Raw genomic sequence first — 16,605 nt, 5'->3', positions numbered from 1 at the left:
GGGACCTCCGCCAGGAGAGGGCCGGACCGCGGCGGCGGTCCGGCCCTCCGGCGTCCACGGTCGGCGAGGCGGACTGGGAGCCCACCGACGGGCTCAAGGTCGAGACGGGGCGCCCCGCCTCCCCCGAACGGCTCGCCCGCGCGCTGGGCGGCCACCGCCTCGTGGTGGTGGGCGGCACGTTCTGACGGCGCGCGAGCGCCCGTCTGACGGCGTGCGAGCGCCCGGCGGCCCCTAGCGCAGCCGGTCGGCCGCCCAGCGGGCCCACTCCCGCTGCATCTCGTTGAGGCGCAGGCCGTACTCCAGCGCGATCCGGCCGTACACCGACAGCTGGTCCTCGCCCCAGTCGATGGACCGCTCCAGCGCGCGCAGGGCCTCGTACTCCTCGTCGGAGTGGTCCATCAGCCCGGTCAGGTAGGCGGTCGCCTGCTCCCGGGGGAGCACGCCGAGGAAGAAGACCCTCAGCAGGGTGTCGCTGCGGGGGGTGCGCTGCGGCCTGGTCTCCGTCAGCCAGTGGCGCAGTTCGGCCATCCCCTCGTCGGTGAGGGTGTACTCCTTGCGGCCGCGCGGACCCTCCGCCGAGACGGTGATCAGCCCGGCGGCGGCGAGCTTGGACAGCTCGCCGTACATCTGGCTCTGGGTGGCGGGCCAGACGTTGGCCAGCGAGGTATCGAAGCGCTTCAGCAGGTCGTAGCCGCTGGCCGGGCGCTCGGCGAGGAGTCCGAGGAGGGCGTGTCGAAGGCTCATACCCCTCACCTTACATTCCATCCTTGACATGTCAGTTTTGGAAGGTCTACCTTCGACGTGTCAGAGCAGGAATGTCAGAGCGGCGAGCAGCACACACCCGGGGGTCTTCGATGTCGTACCTGCGCACCTTCCTTCCGTGGATCGTCTTCGCCGTGATCCCCTCCGCCCAGTGGCAGTGGGGCGCGCTCGCCGCGCTGGCGGCCGCCGTCGCGGTGGCCGTGCAGCAGCGCCGCGAGGGGGCCGGGTTCGACGCGCTGATCATCGAGATCGGATCGGCGGTCTTCTTCGCGGCCCTGGCCGGCATCGCCTTCGCCGATCCGGGGTCGGCCGCGCACGGCTACTCGGCGGCCCTCTCCTCGGCCACGCTGGCCCTGGTCGCCGCCGTCTCGCTGCTCATCCGCAGGCCCTTCACGCTGGGGATCGCGAAGCGCACCACCCCGCGCGAGGTCTGGGGGCTGCGCGCCTTCGTCCGGGCCAACACGGTCATCACCGGCGCCTGGACGGCCGCCTTCGCCCTGACCGCCGGCGCGCTCGCCGTCCTCGCCCACGCCGGCCAGGGCCACTCCACGGCCGCCACGGCCGTCCAGGCCGCCGGCTTCGTCGTCCCGATGCTCTTCACCTCCCGCTACGTCGCCTCCCTCCAGAAGAAGGCCGGTGCCCGATGACCTCCCCCGACACGACCCCCCGCCACCTCTCCGGCAACTACGCCCCGGTCATGGACGAGCTGACGGCGCACGACCTGCCCGTCACCGGCCGGATACCCGAGGAGCTGGCCGGCTGGTACCTGCGCAACGGGCCGAACCCGGCCGACGCCGCCTCCGGCCACTGGTTCTTCGGCGACGGCATGGTCCACGGCGTACGCCTGGAGGGCGGCCGGGCCCTCTCGTACCGCAACCGCTGGGTCCGTACGGCGCAGTTCACCGACGGGGCCCGCATGTACGACGGGCGGGGCCGCCGCGACCTCGCCGCCGGACCGGCCAACACCCACGTCGTCCGGCACGCCGGCCGCACCCTCGCCCTCGTCGAGACGGCCCTGCCGTACGAGCTCACCCCCGCGCTGGACACCGTCGGCCCGTACGACTTCGGCGGCCGGCTGACCACCGCGATGACCGCGCACCCGAAGGCCTGCCCCGTCACCGGCGAGCTGCACTTCTTCGGCTACGGCATCGCCGAGGCCCCCCACCTCACCTACCACCGGGCCGACGCCTCCGGCGAGCTGACGGTCAGCCGGCCGGTGGAGGTCCCCGGGGCGACGATGATGCACGACTTCGCCCTCACCGCCGGCCACGTCGTCTTCCTGGACCTCCCGGTGGTCCTCGACCCCGGCCTGCTGGGCAGCGGCACCATGCCGTACCGCTGGGACGACGGGTACGGGGCCCGGCTGGGGGTGCTGCGCCGCGACGACCCGTACGGGCGGGTGCGCTGGTGCGCCGTCGACCCCTGCTACGTGTTCCACGTGCTGAACGCCTACGACGCCCCGGACGGGACGGTGGTGGTCCACGTGATGCGCTACCCCGAGCACGCCCGGCGCGCCGCGGACGGGACGGTCGTCGGGGGAGGGGAGGCCGTGCTGTGGAAGTGGACGGCCGACCCCGCCACCGGGACGGTCCGGGAGGAGCAGTGCGACGACCGGCCGGGCGAGTTCCCCCGCATCGACGACCGGCTGGCCGGGCTGCGGGCCGAGCACGGGCACGTGACCTGCGGGAACTCCCTGGTCCGCTACGACCTGGAGACCGGGGCGTCCACCGCCCACGACTTCGGCCCGGCCCGGACGCCCGGCGAGGCCGCCTTCGCCCCGGCCGCCGACGGGTCGCCGTCCGGCACGTCCGGCTGGCTCGTGACGTACGTCCACGACGCCGGGACCGGCCGCAGCGACCTGGTCGTCCTCGACGCCGAGGACCTCGCGGCCGGACCGGTCGCCACGGTCCACCTCCCGGCCCGCGTCCCGCACGGCTTCCACGGCAACTGGCTGCCGGACGCGGCGGTGTAGGGGCGGGGCAGGGGCCGCGGAGGCGCTAGGAGCGGCGCAGGGCCTCCTGGGAGGCGACGTACTTGACCATGAGGCGGGCGAGCTCCAGCCGGTCGCGCTCGCTCCAGTCGGCGGTGATGTACTCGTACGCCGAGCGCTGGTGGCGGCGGAAGCGGGCCATCAGCTCCTCGCCCTCGGGGCTGAGGTGCAGGACGGTGCGGCGGCCGTCGCGCTGGGAGGCGGCGCGGACCAGGTAGCCGGCGGAGATGCAGTCGGACACCATGCGGCTGGCCACCGAGGGGTCGACGCCCAGGTGGGAGCCGACGGCGCCGACGGTGACCTCGCGGGCCTCGTCCCGGGCGTCGTCCCGGGCGATCTCCAGGACGACGTTGAGGACGAGGGTCCTGCCGAGGTCCTTCGGGGAGATCGGGTGCTCGACCTCCAGCAGCGAGGAGCGGCGCAGCTTCCCGAAGGCGGGGCCCACGGCGTTCAGCAGCTCTTCGGCCACGGCGGCCTCGACGGCCGTCTCCGCCTCGTGATTCTTCATGGACACCATCGTATCTACGTGACACTCCGCAAGCATGTGTTGACATGAAAACGTGTGCGTGTCAGCATGCATATGTCTTCAGTCAATGAAAAGGCCGAACGGAGCTTCCCATGACCACCCTCATCACCGGCGCCCGCGGCAAGGTCGGCCGGGCCGTCCTCGGCCGCCTGTACTCCGCCGGGCACCCCGTCCGCGCCGCCAGCGCCCACCCGGCCGAGCTGAGCCTCCCGGCCGGGGTGGAGGCCGTCGGGCTGGTCCTCGACCGCCCCGAGACCTTCGCCGCCGCGCTCGACGGCGTCCGCCAGGTCTTCCTCTACCCCGAGCCGTCCGGCATCCGGGAGCTGGTGGAGGCCGCCGAGGCCGCCGGCGTCGAGCAGGTCGTCCTCCTCTCCTCGTCCTCGGTCCTCGGCCCCGATGCGGAGGCCGACCCGCTCGCGAGCCACAGCCTCCGGGTCGAGCGCGCCCTCGCGGCCTCCTCGCTGACCTGCACCTTCCTGCGCCCCGACGCCTTCGCGAGCAACTCCTTCGCCTGGGCGCACCCCATCGGCCGGTCGCTGCCGGTCCAGCTCGCCTACCCCGACGCGCAGACCGCGCCCATCCACCCCGAGGACATCGCCGACATCGCCTTCGAGGCCCTGACCGGGGACTCCCTCACCGGCCGCTCCGTCACCCTCACCGGCCCCGAGTCGCTCACCTTCCGCGCGCAGCTGGCCGTCCTCTCCGAGGCCATCGGCCGGGAGATCCCCGTCGAGCGCATATCCCGCGAGGCCGCCGAGCGGCAGATGGCGGCCTTCATGCCCGCACCGGTGGCCGGCTCGCTGCTCGACCTGTGGGCCGCCGCGAGCCACGGCCCCGCCGCCGTCGCCGACACCACCGAGACCCTCCTCGGCCGCCCCGCCCGCAGCTACACCCAGTGGGCCGCCGAGAACGCCCCCGCCTTCACCGGGCACTGAACGCACCGCCCGGCCCTCCCCGTCGAAGGAGCACGACCGTGAAACCCATCGGCTACTGGCTCAACCGCACCGACGCGGCCCTGACCGCCACCATGGACGCGCTGCTGGCCGAGTTCGGGCTCACGCGCCTCGCCTGGCAGGTCCTCAACGTCGTCGAGGACGAACCCCGGGCCACCGACGGCGGCGTACGGTCCGTCCTCGCGGCCAACGCCGACGCCGAGGCCCTGACCGCCGCCATCGAGGCGGTCCTCGCCGGCGGCTGGGCGCTGCGCCCGGAGCCGGGCCGGCTGGCCCTGACCGAGGGCGGTCGCGCCCGCCTCGACGAAGTCGGCGTGCGCGTCGGGGCCTTCCGGGAGCTGGCGGCGGCGGGCATATCCCCGCAGGAGTACCGGACCGCAGTGGGCGTCCTGGAGCGCATGACCCGCAATCTGGAACGGGCGACGGTCTGAGCGTTCCGGCCCCGGCCGGGGCGCGGGGGCGCCGATAGGGTGGGCGGGTGCCCTCGTACTCCATCGGTCAGGCCGCCGGTCTGCTGCGCGTGAGTCCCGAGACCGTCCGCCGCTGGGCCGAATCCGGGAGGCTTCCCGCCCTGCGCGCGCCCGACGGGACGCGGGCCGTCGACGGGACGGCGCTCGCCGCCTTCGCCAAGGAGCGGGCCGCCGGGCTGCACCCGGTGCCGGACCGGGCCGCGGCCACCTCCGTGCGCAACTCCTTCGCGGGGATCGTCACCGCCGTCCGGATGGACGAGGTGGCGGCCCAGGTGGAGATCCAGTCGGGCCCGCACCGGATCGTCTCCGTGGTGACCCGGGAGTCGGTGGAGCAGCTGGGGATCGCGGTCGGTGTGAGTGTCACCGCCCGGGTGAAGTCGACGGAGGTCTACGTGGACGTGCCCGGCGGACCCGGCGGGCCGGCCGGGGCGTAGGCGCCGCGCTCAGCGGCAGCGGAGGGCGGCGTACAGGTCGAGCTTGTGGTCCAGGCGGGACAGGTCGCGGCCGGTCAGGGCCTGCACCCGCTCCATCCGGTAGTGCACGGTGTTGACGTGCAGGTGGAGCGCCTGCGCGGTCCGGGCCCACGAGCAGTTGTTGGCCAGGAACACCTCCAGGGTCTCGCGCAGCATGCCGTCGCCGAGCGCCCCCAGCACCCGCTCGCCGAACACCGCCCGGACCTCCTCGGGCACGCCCGCCATCAGCCCGCCCAGGGTGTCCAGCTGCTCGACCCCCCGCACCGGGGCCACCGCGTCGGCGGCCGTCAGCGCGAAGCGGGCCTGGGTCAGGGAGGCCCGCAGGTCCTCCGGCCCGACGGCGGTCGCGCCCGCGCCGAGGCGCAGGTCGGCCTCCGGGCCGCCGCAGACCTGGAGCAGCGGCCACAGCCCGCGCAGCCCGGCCGCCGTGTCGACCGGGGCCTGCGGGCCCTCGTGCAGGACGGCCACCGCCTCCCCGCCGGCCGCCTCGCCGAGCGCCCACCGCACCCCCTCCAGGTGCGCGAGCGCTTCGGCCAGCGCCGGGGCCGAGGTGGCCACCAGCACCCGGTAGGGCCCCTGCACCGGGAGTCCGGCGGCGGTGAGGGCCTCCTCCAGGGCGGCGGGCTCGCAGTCCGCCGCCAGCAGCCCGGCCAGCTCCCGCCCCGCCGCCCGCGCGGCGGCGGCCTCCCGGTGGGCCGGGCCGTCGCGGTGCTGGGCCAGCACCTCGGCGATCTCGTGCAGGACGCGCGGCGGCGCCGCGTCCGCGTCGGGCACGTGGAGCTGCCAGGCGTCGTAGGGGGAGCCGTCGGCCTCGATCCGCAGCGTGAGCCCGCCCCGGGAGGGGGAGGCCGCCCGCTGGGCGGGGATCGCGGGGGCCGAGGGCGTACGGGCCACCGTGCGCCCGCTGGCGGTGAGCAGGTAGGCGTCCACCCGGCCCAGGTGGGCGCAGGCCCGCTCCAGCAGCTCGCCGGGCGCGGCCCCGTCCTCCAGCAGCCGGCTCAGCTCGGCGCGCACGTTGGAGGGGAGGGCGAAGGTCCGGGTCGGCCGGCGGCTGAGGTCCCCCCAGTGCCTCAGGTACACGGCCTCGGTGACGGCCCGGAAGCTGGTCCGCGCGGGGACGGCCACGATCGGCACCCGGTGGGCCCGGCAGGCGTCCACGAGGGCGTCGGGGACCCGCCCGTGGGTCTCCTCGCCGGCCAGCAGGGCGGTGGCCCCGGCGTCGGCGAGCGCGGAGACGAAGCGGTCCGCCTTCCCCAGGTCTCCGTCGGCCCACCACACCAGCCCGCTCAGCACGATCTCGCCGGGCCCCAGGAAGCGGCCCGGGTCCTCCAGGTCGGTCGCGGTGACCCCGCTGACCTCCTGGCCGAGAAGGGCTTCCTCGCCCCAGAGCAGGGTGAGGCCGAGACTGTCGGACTGGAGCAGGTCGAGGACGTGCATGGCAGGGACTCCTTGCGGTGGGGGTCACCCACATTCGCCAGGCGAATACGAGGAACCTCATCGTAAATGCAAGGGCATCGCCCGCCTATGCCCCGTCTGTACCCCTTGGTGAATCATCCAGGGCGACACCTTCCGGACTCTCTTGTTTCCGTGGCCTGGACCAGTCGTTTCGCCCCCTTCGCCGTTGCTTCACTGAAGTGCACGCCCCGGACGACAGAGAGGCTGGTGGCGCGAAATGGACCTCAACACGGTGCTCGACGTGCGCGATGCCCGCCGCCGCGAACCCTGGCGCCCCGGCGACGCCTTCCTCGGCGGGGGCACCTACCTCTTCTCCGAGCCGCAGCCCCACATCCGCCGCCTCGTCGACCTCTCCAGGATGGGCTGGCCGCCGCTGTCCTGGCAGCCCGACGGCTCCCTCGACATCGCCGCGACCTGCACCATCACCGAGCTGTCCCGCTTCGGCCGCGGCCTGCCCGCGACCGCCGCCCCGCTGTTCGAGCAGTGCTGCCGGGCCTTCCTGGCAAGCTTCAAGATCTGGAACATGGCCACCGTCGGCGGGAACCTCTGCAACGGCCTCCCGGCCGGGCCGGTCATCTCGCTGACCGCCGCCCTCGACGGCACCGTCCTGCTCCAGGGCCAGGACGGCGCCACCCGCCGCATGCCGGTCACCGAGTTCATCCGCGGCGCGGGCGTCAAGGACCTGCGCGACGGGGAGATGCTGCGCTCGGTCCGCCTCCCGGCCCGCGCGCTCGACGCCCGCACGGCCTTCCGCCAGGCCTCCCTCTACGGGCTCGGCCGCTCCGGCTCCCTGGTGATCGGCACGGGCGACCCGCAGGACGGCTCCCTCGCGATCACGGTCTCCGCCGCGACCACCCGCCCGTTCCGCTTCTGGTTCGCGCTGCCGCCCACCGCCGCCGAGCTGCGCGCCGCGATCGACGGCACCGTCCGCCCCGACGAGTGGTTCGACGACATCCACGGACTGCCCGCATGGCGGCGGCACATGGCCCTGCTCCAGGCCGAGCAGATCCGCCGCGAACTGCTCCCCCCGGAGGGACCCCGATGAGCTACGAGATCGAGATCAACCGGCAGCGCTTCGGGGACGAGCCCCGGGCGGGCCAGTGCCTGCGCACCTACCTGCGCGAACGCGGCTGGTTCGGCGTCAAGAAGGGCTGCGACCAGGGCGACTGCGGGGCCTGCACCGTCCACGTCGACGGGCAGCCCGTGCACAGCTGCCTCTACCCCGCCGTCCGCGCCGAGGGCCGCTCCGTCACCACCGTCGAGGGCCTGGCCTCCCCGTGCGGGGACCTCCACCCGGCGCAGAAGCAGTTCCTGGAGGCCCAGGGCTTCCAGTGCGGCTTCTGCACGGCCGGCTTCCTGATGACCACATCCGCCCTCCAGGCCGAGCAGGGCACCGCCCACGACGACGGGAAGCTCGACGACCTCCCGCGCGCCTTCAAGGGCAACATCTGCCGCTGCACCGGCTACCGCGCCATCGAGGACGCCGTCCGCGGGGTCAGGCACGTCGAGGAGCCCGAGGCCGGCCAGGCCGTCGGCCGCAGCCCGGGCGCCCCGGCCGGCCCCCAGGTCGTCACCGGCACCGCCCGCTACACCTTCGACGTCGAGGTCCCCGGGCTGCTGCACATGAAGCTGCTGCGCTCCCCGCACCCGCACGCCCGCATCGTCGACATCGACATCCGCGACGCCCTCCAGGTCCCGGGCGTGCACGCCGTGTTCACCCATCACGACGCCCCGGACCACCTGTACTCCTCCGCCCGCCACGAACACCCCACCGAGGACCCTATGGACACCCGGGTCCTGGACGACGTGGTCCGCTTCGTCGGCCAGCGCGTGGCGGCCGTGGTCGCCGACAGCGAGCAGGCCGCCGAGGAGGGCTGCCGGCGCGTGGTCGTCACGTACGAGGAGCTCCCGTACGTCATCGACCCGGAGGAGGCGATGCTGCCGGGCGCCCCCGTCCTGCACCCCAAGGGCCCCGAGTCGGGGATCTTCCGTGCCGAGAACAACGTCTGCGGCGAGGTCCACGGCACGATCGGCGACATGGAGAAGGGGTACGCCCAGGCGGACGTCGTCCTGGAGGAGACGTTCCGGACCCAGCGCGTGCAGCACGCCAGCCTGGAGACCCACGGCTGCGTCGCCTACTTCGAGCCCAAGGAGGACGGCGACGGCGAGCGGATCACCGTGCGCACCTCCAGCCAGGCCCCCTTCCTCACCCGGCGGGCGCTGTGCGCCCTCTACGACCTCGACGAGGACGAGGTCCGCGTCGTCGCGGGGCGCGTGGGCGGCGGGTTCGGCGGCAAGCAGGAGATGCTCACCGAGGACGTCGTGGTCCTCGCCGCACTGAAGCTGCGGCGCCCGGTGAAACTCGAATTCACCCGGGCCGAGCAGTTCTACGGGGCCACCACCCGCCACCCGTTCAAGATCACCATCAAGATGGGGGCGAAGGCGGACGGCACGCTCACCGCGCTGCGCATCCGCATCGTCTCCAACACCGGCGCCTACGGGAACCACGGCCCGGCGGTCATGTTCCACAGCGCGGGCGAGTCCTTCGCCGTGTACAAGGCGCCGAACAAGCAGGTGGAGGCGTACTCGGTCTACACCAACGGCGTACCCGCGGGCGCCTTCCGCGGCTACGGCCTGGGCCAGGTCCTCTTCGCCCTCGAATCGATGATGGACGAGCTCGCGATCCGGCTCGGCATGGACCCCCTCGCACTGCGCGAGAAGAACGTCATCGGCGCCGGCGACCACATGGTGACCCCGATCGGCCACGAGGAGGACCTCTTCATCGCCTCCTACGGGATGAAGCAGTGCATGGACATCATCCGCAGGGCCGAGGCCGAGGACCGCAGCCACGAGGACGTCCCCGAGGGCTGGCTCACCGGCACCGGATCCGCGGTCGCCATGATCGCGACCGGCCCTCCGGGCGGCCACTTCGCCGACGCCCGGGTCAGCCTGCTGCGGGACGGCAGGTACGACATCGCGGTCGGCACCGCCGAGTTCGGCAACGGCACCACCACCGTCCACAAGCAGATCACCGCGGGCGCGCTGAACACCACGGTCGACCGGATCACGGTCCGCCAGTCCGACACGGACGTGGTCCGCCACGACACCGGCGCGTTCGGCTCGGCCGGCACGGTGGTGGCGGGCAAGGCCGTGATGCTGGCGGCCGGTTCGCTCGCGGAGCGCCTGAAGGGCTTCGCGGCCCGGCACACGGGCGTGGCCCGGCACCTGTGCAGGCTGGAGGCGGAGGCCTTCGACTGCGCGGGCCGCGTCGTCACCCTCAAGGAGCTCTACGAGGCCGCCCACGACAAGGGCGCGCTGGACGAGGTCGCTGCGGACGGGCACTGGGGCGGCTCCCCGCGCTCGGTCGCCTTCAACGCCCAGTGGTTCCGCCTCGCCGTGGAGCCGGACACGGGCGAGATGAGGATCCTGCGCAGCGTGCACGCGGCCGACGCGGGCAAGGTGATGAACCCGATGCAGTGCCGGGGCCAGGTGGAGGGCGGCGTGGCCCAGGCCCTGGGCGCCACCCTCTTCGAGACGGTACGGGTGGACGAGCGCGGGGAGGTCACCACGGCCGCCTTCCGCCGCTACCGGCTCCCGCAGTACGCGGACGTCCCGCGCACGGAGGTCCACTTCATGGAGACCTCGGACGCGATCGGCCCGCTGGGCGCCAAGTCCATGAGCGAGAGCCCGTTCAACCCCGTGGCCCCGGCCTTCGCGAACGCCCTGCGGAACGCGACGGGGATCCGCTTCACGGAGCTGCCGGTGACCCGTGACGTGGTGTGGCGGGAAATCAACCGGAAACTGCAAGGCGGAAGTGACGAATGATGACACAGGTGCGGCTCATAGGACCCTCTCAACCTGGCAGATGAGGTTCCACCGCGCCTCCGGCGGGGCATGACTGGCCCATGGCCTCACTCCTGCTGCACGGCGACCTCGACCACCCGGCGACCCTGACCGTCGCCGACCTGCGGCGGTGGCCGCAGCACCGGGCGAAGGTCGTCTTCGACTGCGCGACGAACGGCCCGCAGCACCACGTCTTCGAGGGGGCGCTGCTGCGGGACGTCATCTCCGACGCCGGCCCCGTCTTCGACGCCCGCCGGCGCAAGGACCGCAGCCGCTACCTCCTGGCGGTCAGCGGCGGCGACGGCCACCACACCGTCCTGTCCTGGGCGGAGCTGGACGACGACTTCTGCGGGAGCCCCGTCCTGCTGGCCACCCGCCTCGACGGCGAGGACCTCGAGGGCTCGGGCAGCCAGCTGGTGGTCCCGTCCGACCGCTGCGGGGCCCGCTACGTCAGCGCGGTGACGCACGTCTGGTTCGGCACCCTGGACGTCCCGGCTCTGATCGCGGTCTAGCCGGCCGGGAACCGCCCGCCGGGTTCCGCTTCCGCCCGCGCGCGGACCGCGTCCGCCAGGCGGGTGGCCGTCGTGTCGGCGGGGTGGACGAGGCGGGTGCGGGTCAGGGCGAAGGACAGGCGGCGCCGGCGGTCGGCGAAGGCGATGGAACCGCCGCTGCCGTGATGGCCGAAGGCGGCCGGGTCGCCGCCCGCCGGGGGGAGGCCGAGGAAGTAGCCGAGCCCCTTGGCGTGGTGGCGCAGCAGCATCCGGTCCCGGCCGTCCACCGCCGACGCCGTGGCCTGTGCGACCCGGTCCGCGGGGAGCAGCCGCACGCCGTCCACCTCGCCCAGCAGCGCCGCGTACATCCGGGCGGCGGCCCGGGCGGTGGCGGTGGCGCAGGCGGGCAGGTCGGCCGCGAGGTACCCGGGGCGGTTGGCGAGGGAGGCGGTGGTCCACAGGCTCCGGTTCGGGGCGATGAGCCGGACGAAGGGGGCCTCGGGGGGCAGCCCGGCCAGGTACGCCTCCCATCCGCCCTCCACCAGCGGCGCCACCCGGGCCGGCCGGTCGGCGGGCAGCCCGAAGTACAGCTCGTCGGCGATCCCGAGGGGCCCGGTGACGTACTCCCGCAGGGCCTGACCCGGGGTGAGTCCGGTGATGCGGCGGACGGTCTCCCCGAGGATCCAGCCGTAGGTCCAGCCGTGGTAGCCGCTGTCCGTCCCCGGCTCCCACAGCGGGCGCAGCCCGGCGACGACCCCGCACATGTGCTCCCAGTCGCACAGTTCGGCGACCGTGAGGGCGCGCGGCAGCTGGGGGATCCCGGCGGTGTGCGTGAGGGCGTGGCGGACGGTGACGCCCTCCTTGCCGCGGGCCGCGAAGGCGGGCCAGTAGCGGGCGACGGGCGCGTCGTACTCGATCAGCCCGCGCTCGGCGAGCACGTGCACGAGGGTCGCCGTGCACCCCTTGCCGAGGGAGAAGGAGTGCACGGGCGTCGCCGGCCCGGGAACCCCGGCGCACGCCTCCAGGAACGGCCGCCCGTCGCGGTACGCCGCCACCTGGAGCCCGGCCTCCCGCCCGGAGGCGACCAGCTCGTCCACGGTCTCCTGGAGATCCATGCGCCCCTCTTTCGCCACCGCACGCCTCAGCACACACCGTAATCGGAAGGGCTACAGTCCGTCACGACATCCGGTCCGGTCGGGCGAGAGGAACGAGGCGGGCGAATGACGATGCGAACGGCACGGCGTGCGGGGAAGGCCCTGGGGGCGTGCGCGGCGGCCGCGCTGCTGGCGCTGGCCACCCCGGCGGGCACCGCGCAGGCGGCGGAAGGGGTCCTGTCCATCGACGGGACCGAGCACGAGGACCCGTCGGGCTGCTACCGGCTGGGCGACTTCGCCCCGCCGAAGGTCGTCAACCACACGGACGAGGCGGCGTGGGTGTGGTCCGGCCCGGACTGCGACGGCCGGGTGACGCAGCAGATCGACCCCGGCGCGAGCGCCATCGGGCGCGGCCGGAGCCTCTTCATCGAATGAGGGTCCCGGCCGCCGCCCCGGCGGGCCCTACGCGGCCTGGAGGGAGACCTCGGTCGACTTGATCAGCGCGACGACGGAGGAGCCGGCGGCCAGGCCGAGCGCGTCGACGGCGTCGGCGGTGATCGCGGCGGTCAGCCCGCCGCCGTTCACGTCCACCTTGACGGAGGCCATGGCCGGACCGGTGGCGACGTCCACGACGGTGCCGGCGATCTGGTTGCGGATGGACAGCCCCTCGACGGGCCCGGTCGCCAGGGCCACCTCGGTGGCCTTGACCAAGGCCTTCACGGGCGAACCGGCGGCCAGGCCCAGCTCCTTCACGGCGTCGACGGTGATGGCGGCGGTGATGTCCTGACCGCCGTCGAGACGGACCTTGACCGTCGCCATGGCCTCACCGGTGGTGATGGCGGTGACGGTTCCGGCAATCTGGTTGCGGATGCTCAGGCTCATGGGTGATTCGACCTCTTGCGTAGTCACGTCGCGCGGTCCGGGAAGAACCGCGCGGGACCGACCGTAGGGCGGACGGGACCACCCTGCCGGGAGCCCCTCGCATCCACGAACCGGAACCACCCGTGCGCCTCGCCTACGCCGCCAATGACGTGACGAAACCCGCCCAGGCCGAGTCGCTGACCTCGAACTGGGGGCCGAGGGCCTTGGAGTCCCGGACGTGAACCGTGCCCGGGGTGGTCGCCACCTCGACGCAGTCGTTGATGTCGCTGCTGTCGCTGTAGCTGCTCTTGAACCAGTCCAGATCCGACGCGTGGTTCATGTCTCTCCCAGCAAGTGCTCGATGAAGACCCGAGACTCCCGTGGCGTCAGGGCCTGGGATCGGATCATCCCATACCGCAGCTCCAGTATCTGGAGCTGCTTGCGGTCGGAGACGGGGCGTCCGTTGAAGGCACCCTCGGACCGACCAACCGCCGTACCGTCCGCGAATTTCAGCAACTCGATACCGCCCGTCATTCCGGCATGCGATTCACAGTTGAGCGGCATCACCTGGAGGACCAGATGCCTCAACTGCATCAATTCCAGGATCCGTTCGAGCTGCCTGCGCCACACCATTGTGGCCCCGATGCGCCGCCGGAGCGTCGCCTCCTCCTGGACGATGCTGATGGTCGGCGAGGACGTACGCTCGAAGACCGAACGGCGGGCCATCCGCCCGGCGACACCCCGCTCGACCTCCTCCTCCGAGTAGGCCGGCTGCTGCATCTCGAACAGGGCCCGCGCATGCTCGTCCGTCTGGAGCAGCCCATGGAGGTTGTGCGTGCGGTACCCGCAGATCTCGACGGCCTTGGCCTCCAACTTCGCCAGAGCGCGGACCTTCTTGGGGTACCGGACGCCCAGCAGGTCGTCCTTCATGGCCTTGATCAGCCCGCCGGCCTTCAGCGCCTCGTCCACCTCGTCCAGGTACTCCGGCTTCGGAATCCGCTTCCCCGACTCGACCTTGTACACGAGGTCCTCGCTGTAACCGATGCGCCGCGCCAACTGCGCGACCCGCAGCCCCATCGCCTCCCGCCTCGACCTCATCTGGCGACCGAAGGCCGCGACCAGCGCCGCCCCCTGTTCGTCTTCGGGGTCCACGGCCCAGCTGTGCTCTTCGACACCGTCACTGTCCATACGGCTCCCACCTCCTCAACCCGCCCTACCCGGCGGACCTGTTGGGACAGTCCGGACAGCGTTGGACAAGCCTTGGACAAACCCTCTACGGACCGGGCGGGCCACTTCACAGAGATAGCACGCGCCGACACGCTAAGTGACGTGAATCCTCCACTCCACTACGCCGTGCAGCTGTCCGCCACCCCTCGCGCCGCGCGTCTCGCCCGGCTGCTCGCCGTCGAGCAACTCCGCGCCTGGGGGCTGCCCTTCGAGAACGCCGCGCAGGTCGTGGCCGAGCTGTGCTCCAACGCCGTCACCCACGGCCGGGTCCCCGGCCGGGACTTCCATCTGGAGCTGAGCGTCACCGATGCCGGCCGGGTGCGGATCGAGGTGGCCGACACCCGGAGCGACCGGTTCCCCGATGAGCCCCGGTACGGGCTGTCCATCGTGGGCGCCCTCGCGGACCGCTGGGGGAGCTCCACCGGGCCCGCGCCGCGCAAGACGGTGTGGGCCGAGCTCAGTTCGTAGCTAGCCGGGCCGGACGGCGGAGGAGGCGGGCCGGCGTCCGGCCATGCGGCAGCCGAGGCACTCGGCGTGGCCCTCGCGCGCGGTGTGGTCGCGGGCGCCCATGGCCCAGTGCGACTGCGGCCGGGGGCCGGGCCCCTTGCCCCAGCCCGCCAGGTGCAGCACCCAGGTGAGTAGGGCGGCCGCGACCATGACGCCGGTCCCGATCCATATGCCCGGCGTCCAGCCGACCACCCCCAGGCCCGCCACCGAGGCCCCCACGGCGGCGACGGCCGTTCCGGCCCATCCGGCGACCGTGTGCCCCTCGTCGTACCCGTGCGCACTCATACGGCACCCCTTCCCGACCTATGATGTCTTAGTCAGTGAGCAATTTATCTTAGGCACTAAGGGATTTTCAATGGAGGGCACACACCGCCCCGCCGCCTCCGTCCCGGCGGCGATCGGCGCGATGGACGACCTGATCGCGACGAGCATGGTGGCCCAGCAGGAGTTCGCCCGGAACCTGGGCCTGAGCCCGACGGACCTCATCTGCTTCGCGTACGTCCTCCAGGCCGGGGACGCCCCCGTCACCGCCGGCGACCTGGCCGCGCGCGCGCACGTCACCACGGGCGCCGTCACGGGCATCGTCAACCGGCTGGAGCGCGGCGGCTTCGTGACCCGGCAGCCCGACCCCGCCGACCGGCGCCGGGTGCGCGTGGTCGCCGTACCGGAGGCCGCGCAGCGGGTCCGCGCCGTCTACGAGCCGTACTACGCGCTCCTCGCGGAGCTCTTCGCGCGGTACAGCCCGGAGGAGGTCGCGGTGCTCAACGACTGGTTCAGCCGCGCGGGCACCCTGGCCGCCACTTACCTCGCGGAGTCCTGCGGCTCCTGACCCGGCCCGGGCCGTGGCGTTCACATCCCATCCATTGCAACGAAATCCCCCGATTCATTGCGTTAAACCGCAGGCCCACTGCAACGATTTCACGGCTCTGAGCTGCATAAATGAACACCACGCGCAACTCTGCTGTTGCCGCACCCCTGAACGCAACATAGCGTTTCTCTCGTCGGAAACACCGACGGACCACCGCAGAGCACAGGAGCCCACCGTGCAGAAGTTCGCCACCTCCACCCCCGTCTCCGCCGTCCTCGACATCCCGGCCGGACGCATCCAGCTCATCGCCGCCGACCGCGCCGACGCCACCGTCGAAGTCCGCCCCGCGAACCCCGCCAAGAGCCGCGACGTGAAGGCGGCGGAGCAGATCACGGTCGACTTCCGCGAGGGCGTCCTGCGGATCGCGGCCGCCCCGGCGAAGAACCGCCTCCTCGGCCACTCCGGCGCCGTCGAGGTGACCGTCCAGCTCCCCGCCGGCTCCCGCGTCGAGGCGAAGGCGGCCGCCGCCGACCTCCGGGGCGTCGGACGCCTGGGCGACGTCGTCTTCGACGGCGCGCACGCCCAGGTCAAGCTGGACGAGACGGCCTCCGCCCGGCTGACCGTCCAGGCCGGTGACGTCGCGCTCGGCCGCACCGGCGGTCCGGTCGAGGTCAGCACCCAGAAGGGCGACATCAGCATCGCCGAGGCCGTCAGGGGCACGGTCTCCCTCTCCACCCAGTACGGCGCCATCTCGGTCGGCGCCGCCCGCGGGGTCTCCGCCTCCCTGGACGCCGGCACCTCCTACGGGCGGATCCACAACGCCCTCACCAACAGCGGGGGCGGGGACACCGCCCTGAGCATCCACGCGACCACCGCCTACGGCGACATCACCGCCCGCAGCATCTGACCTCTCCCGCTCCGCATGACCGCCGATCATGACCGCCGAGCGCACGTCCGAGCCGCACGTCCGGGCCGCGGGTCCGGGCCGCCGACCGGCGCGCGGGAGAACGCGATCCGGTCCGCCCGTACGTTTCTTCTGCTGCGCAAGAACCGGGAAAAGAACCCTCTCCCCACCCCACCAGCCTCCCGCGGCGGCCGTCTCACTCGCACGGGTGAAGAAGTCCAACTCAGCTGGATTTCGGCCG

General features: G+C 73.1%; 20 protein-coding genes. 12 read left to right on the top strand and 8 right to left on the bottom strand.

The genetic code is table 11. From position 1 onward, the window contains the following. Positions 1-231: 231 nt before the first annotated feature. The gene (locus ACIRBY_RS14180) at positions 232-744 is read right to left on the bottom strand and encodes a PadR family transcriptional regulator (protein WP_403900446.1); all 513 of its coding nucleotides are present in this window, start codon (positions 742-744) and stop codon (positions 232-234) included. A 110-nt stretch (positions 745-854) separates the two neighbouring features. On the opposite strand from ACIRBY_RS14180, the gene ACIRBY_RS14175 reads away from it, so the two are divergent. Next, the gene (locus ACIRBY_RS14175; protein WP_403900444.1) at positions 855-1,409 is read left to right on the top strand and encodes a hypothetical protein; all 555 of its coding nucleotides are present in this window, start codon (positions 855-857) and stop codon (positions 1,407-1,409) included. Then, complete coding sequence (locus ACIRBY_RS14170; protein ID WP_403900442.1) at positions 1,406-2,734, top strand: carotenoid oxygenase family protein; 1,329 nt, start codon at positions 1,406-1,408, stop codon at positions 2,732-2,734. The genes ACIRBY_RS14175 and ACIRBY_RS14170 overlap by 4 nt, the downstream gene beginning before the upstream one ends. A gap of 25 nt (positions 2,735-2,759) precedes the next feature. Here ACIRBY_RS14170 and ACIRBY_RS14165 read toward each other — a convergent pair whose 3' ends face one another. Continuing rightward, a complete protein-coding gene (locus ACIRBY_RS14165; protein WP_403900440.1) occupies positions 2,760-3,260 on the bottom strand; it encodes a MarR family winged helix-turn-helix transcriptional regulator in 501 nt (166 codons plus the stop codon). Between the two features lie 110 nt (positions 3,261-3,370). Between ACIRBY_RS14165 and ACIRBY_RS14160 the strand changes: the two genes are divergently transcribed. From ACIRBY_RS14160 to ACIRBY_RS14150, 3 genes are read left to right on the top strand one after another with little or no spacing between them, the layout of a single operon-like run. Next, entirely contained in the window at positions 3,371-4,213 is an 843-nt protein-coding gene (locus ACIRBY_RS14160; RefSeq protein WP_403900438.1) for an NAD(P)H-binding protein, read from the top strand. Between the two features lie 38 nt (positions 4,214-4,251). Next, on the top strand, positions 4,252-4,662 hold the full coding sequence (locus tag ACIRBY_RS14155; protein WP_403900436.1) for a MarR family transcriptional regulator: 411 nt from the start codon (positions 4,252-4,254) through the stop codon (positions 4,660-4,662). Positions 4,663-4,709: 47 nt separating this feature from the next. Next, on the top strand, positions 4,710-5,135 hold the full coding sequence (locus ACIRBY_RS14150) for a molybdopterin-binding protein (protein ID WP_403900434.1): 426 nt from the start codon (positions 4,710-4,712) through the stop codon (positions 5,133-5,135). Between the two features lie 9 nt (positions 5,136-5,144). Here ACIRBY_RS14150 and ACIRBY_RS14145 read toward each other — a convergent pair whose 3' ends face one another. After that, entirely contained in the window at positions 5,145-6,611 is a 1,467-nt protein-coding gene (locus ACIRBY_RS14145; RefSeq protein ID WP_403900432.1) for a PucR family transcriptional regulator, read from the bottom strand. 235 nt (positions 6,612-6,846) lie between these two features. Here ACIRBY_RS14145 and ACIRBY_RS14140 point away from each other — a divergent pair, with 235 nt between their 5' ends. From ACIRBY_RS14140 to ACIRBY_RS14130, 3 genes are all read left to right on the top strand, one after another. Then, complete coding sequence (locus ACIRBY_RS14140) at positions 6,847-7,674, top strand: FAD binding domain-containing protein (protein ID WP_403900430.1); 828 nt, start codon at positions 6,847-6,849, stop codon at positions 7,672-7,674. Beyond that, positions 7,671-10,454 carry a molybdopterin-dependent oxidoreductase gene (locus ACIRBY_RS14135; RefSeq protein ID WP_403900428.1) on the top strand — a complete coding sequence of 928 codons (2,784 nt, stop codon included), beginning with the start codon at positions 7,671-7,673 and terminating at the stop codon, positions 10,452-10,454. Before ACIRBY_RS14140 ends, ACIRBY_RS14135 begins: the two co-directional genes overlap by 4 nt. 80 nt (positions 10,455-10,534) lie before the next feature. After that, the gene (locus tag ACIRBY_RS14130; RefSeq protein ID WP_403900426.1) at positions 10,535-10,984 is read left to right on the top strand and encodes a molybdopterin-dependent oxidoreductase; all 450 of its coding nucleotides are present in this window, start codon (positions 10,535-10,537) and stop codon (positions 10,982-10,984) included. Here ACIRBY_RS14130 and ACIRBY_RS14125 read toward each other — a convergent pair. Further along, positions 10,981-12,078, bottom strand: coding sequence for a serine hydrolase domain-containing protein (locus tag ACIRBY_RS14125; RefSeq protein ID WP_403900424.1), 1,098 nt, complete (start codon positions 12,076-12,078; stop codon positions 10,981-10,983). The genes ACIRBY_RS14130 and ACIRBY_RS14125 overlap by 4 nt on opposite strands. A 105-nt stretch (positions 12,079-12,183) precedes the next feature. Between ACIRBY_RS14125 and ACIRBY_RS14120 the strand changes: the two genes are divergently transcribed. Continuing rightward, positions 12,184-12,492, top strand: coding sequence for a hypothetical protein (locus tag ACIRBY_RS14120; RefSeq protein ID WP_403900422.1), 309 nt, complete (start codon positions 12,184-12,186; stop codon positions 12,490-12,492). 27 nt (positions 12,493-12,519) lie between these two features. Here the strand turns inward: ACIRBY_RS14120 and ACIRBY_RS14115 are convergent, their stop codons facing one another. From ACIRBY_RS14115 to ACIRBY_RS14105, 3 genes are all read right to left on the bottom strand, one after another. Next, positions 12,520-12,939, bottom strand: coding sequence for a molybdopterin-binding protein (locus ACIRBY_RS14115; protein WP_403900420.1), 420 nt, complete (start codon positions 12,937-12,939; stop codon positions 12,520-12,522). Positions 12,940-13,072: 133 nt separating this feature from the next. Further along, on the bottom strand, positions 13,073-13,258 hold the full coding sequence (locus tag ACIRBY_RS14110; RefSeq protein WP_403900418.1) for a DUF397 domain-containing protein: 186 nt from the start codon (positions 13,256-13,258) through the stop codon (positions 13,073-13,075). Continuing rightward, on the bottom strand, positions 13,255-14,106 hold the full coding sequence (locus ACIRBY_RS14105; RefSeq protein ID WP_403900416.1) for a Scr1 family TA system antitoxin-like transcriptional regulator: 852 nt from the start codon (positions 14,104-14,106) through the stop codon (positions 13,255-13,257). The genes ACIRBY_RS14110 and ACIRBY_RS14105 overlap by 4 nt, the downstream gene beginning before the upstream one ends. A gap of 141 nt (positions 14,107-14,247) precedes the next feature. On the opposite strand from ACIRBY_RS14105, the gene ACIRBY_RS14100 reads away from it, so the two are divergent. Beyond that, positions 14,248-14,613, top strand: coding sequence for an ATP-binding protein (locus ACIRBY_RS14100; protein ID WP_403900414.1), 366 nt, complete (start codon positions 14,248-14,250; stop codon positions 14,611-14,613). Here ACIRBY_RS14100 and ACIRBY_RS14095 read toward each other — a convergent pair whose 3' ends face one another. Further along, the gene (locus ACIRBY_RS14095; RefSeq protein WP_403900412.1) at positions 14,614-14,937 is read right to left on the bottom strand and encodes an HGxxPAAW family protein; all 324 of its coding nucleotides are present in this window, start codon (positions 14,935-14,937) and stop codon (positions 14,614-14,616) included. It abuts the gene before it with no gap. A gap of 70 nt (positions 14,938-15,007) precedes the next feature. On the opposite strand from ACIRBY_RS14095, the gene ACIRBY_RS14090 reads away from it, so the two are divergent. Both ACIRBY_RS14090 and ACIRBY_RS14085 read left to right on the top strand, forming a co-directional pair. After that, positions 15,008-15,481 carry a MarR family winged helix-turn-helix transcriptional regulator gene (locus tag ACIRBY_RS14090; RefSeq protein WP_403900410.1) on the top strand — a complete coding sequence of 158 codons (474 nt, stop codon included), beginning with the start codon at positions 15,008-15,010 and terminating at the stop codon, positions 15,479-15,481. A gap of 214 nt (positions 15,482-15,695) precedes the next feature. Then, the gene (locus ACIRBY_RS14085; RefSeq protein ID WP_403900408.1) at positions 15,696-16,367 is read left to right on the top strand and encodes a DUF4097 family beta strand repeat-containing protein; all 672 of its coding nucleotides are present in this window, start codon (positions 15,696-15,698) and stop codon (positions 16,365-16,367) included. Positions 16,368-16,605: the final 238 nt, after the last annotated feature.

The sequence above is a fragment of the Streptomyces sp. NPDC096136 genome, from assembly GCF_044763325.1.
Lineage (GTDB): Bacteria > Actinomycetota > Actinomycetes > Streptomycetales > Streptomycetaceae > Streptomyces.
The sequence above is the reverse complement of the archived record's forward strand: the minus strand, read 5'-3'. Positions and strand labels throughout refer to the sequence as shown.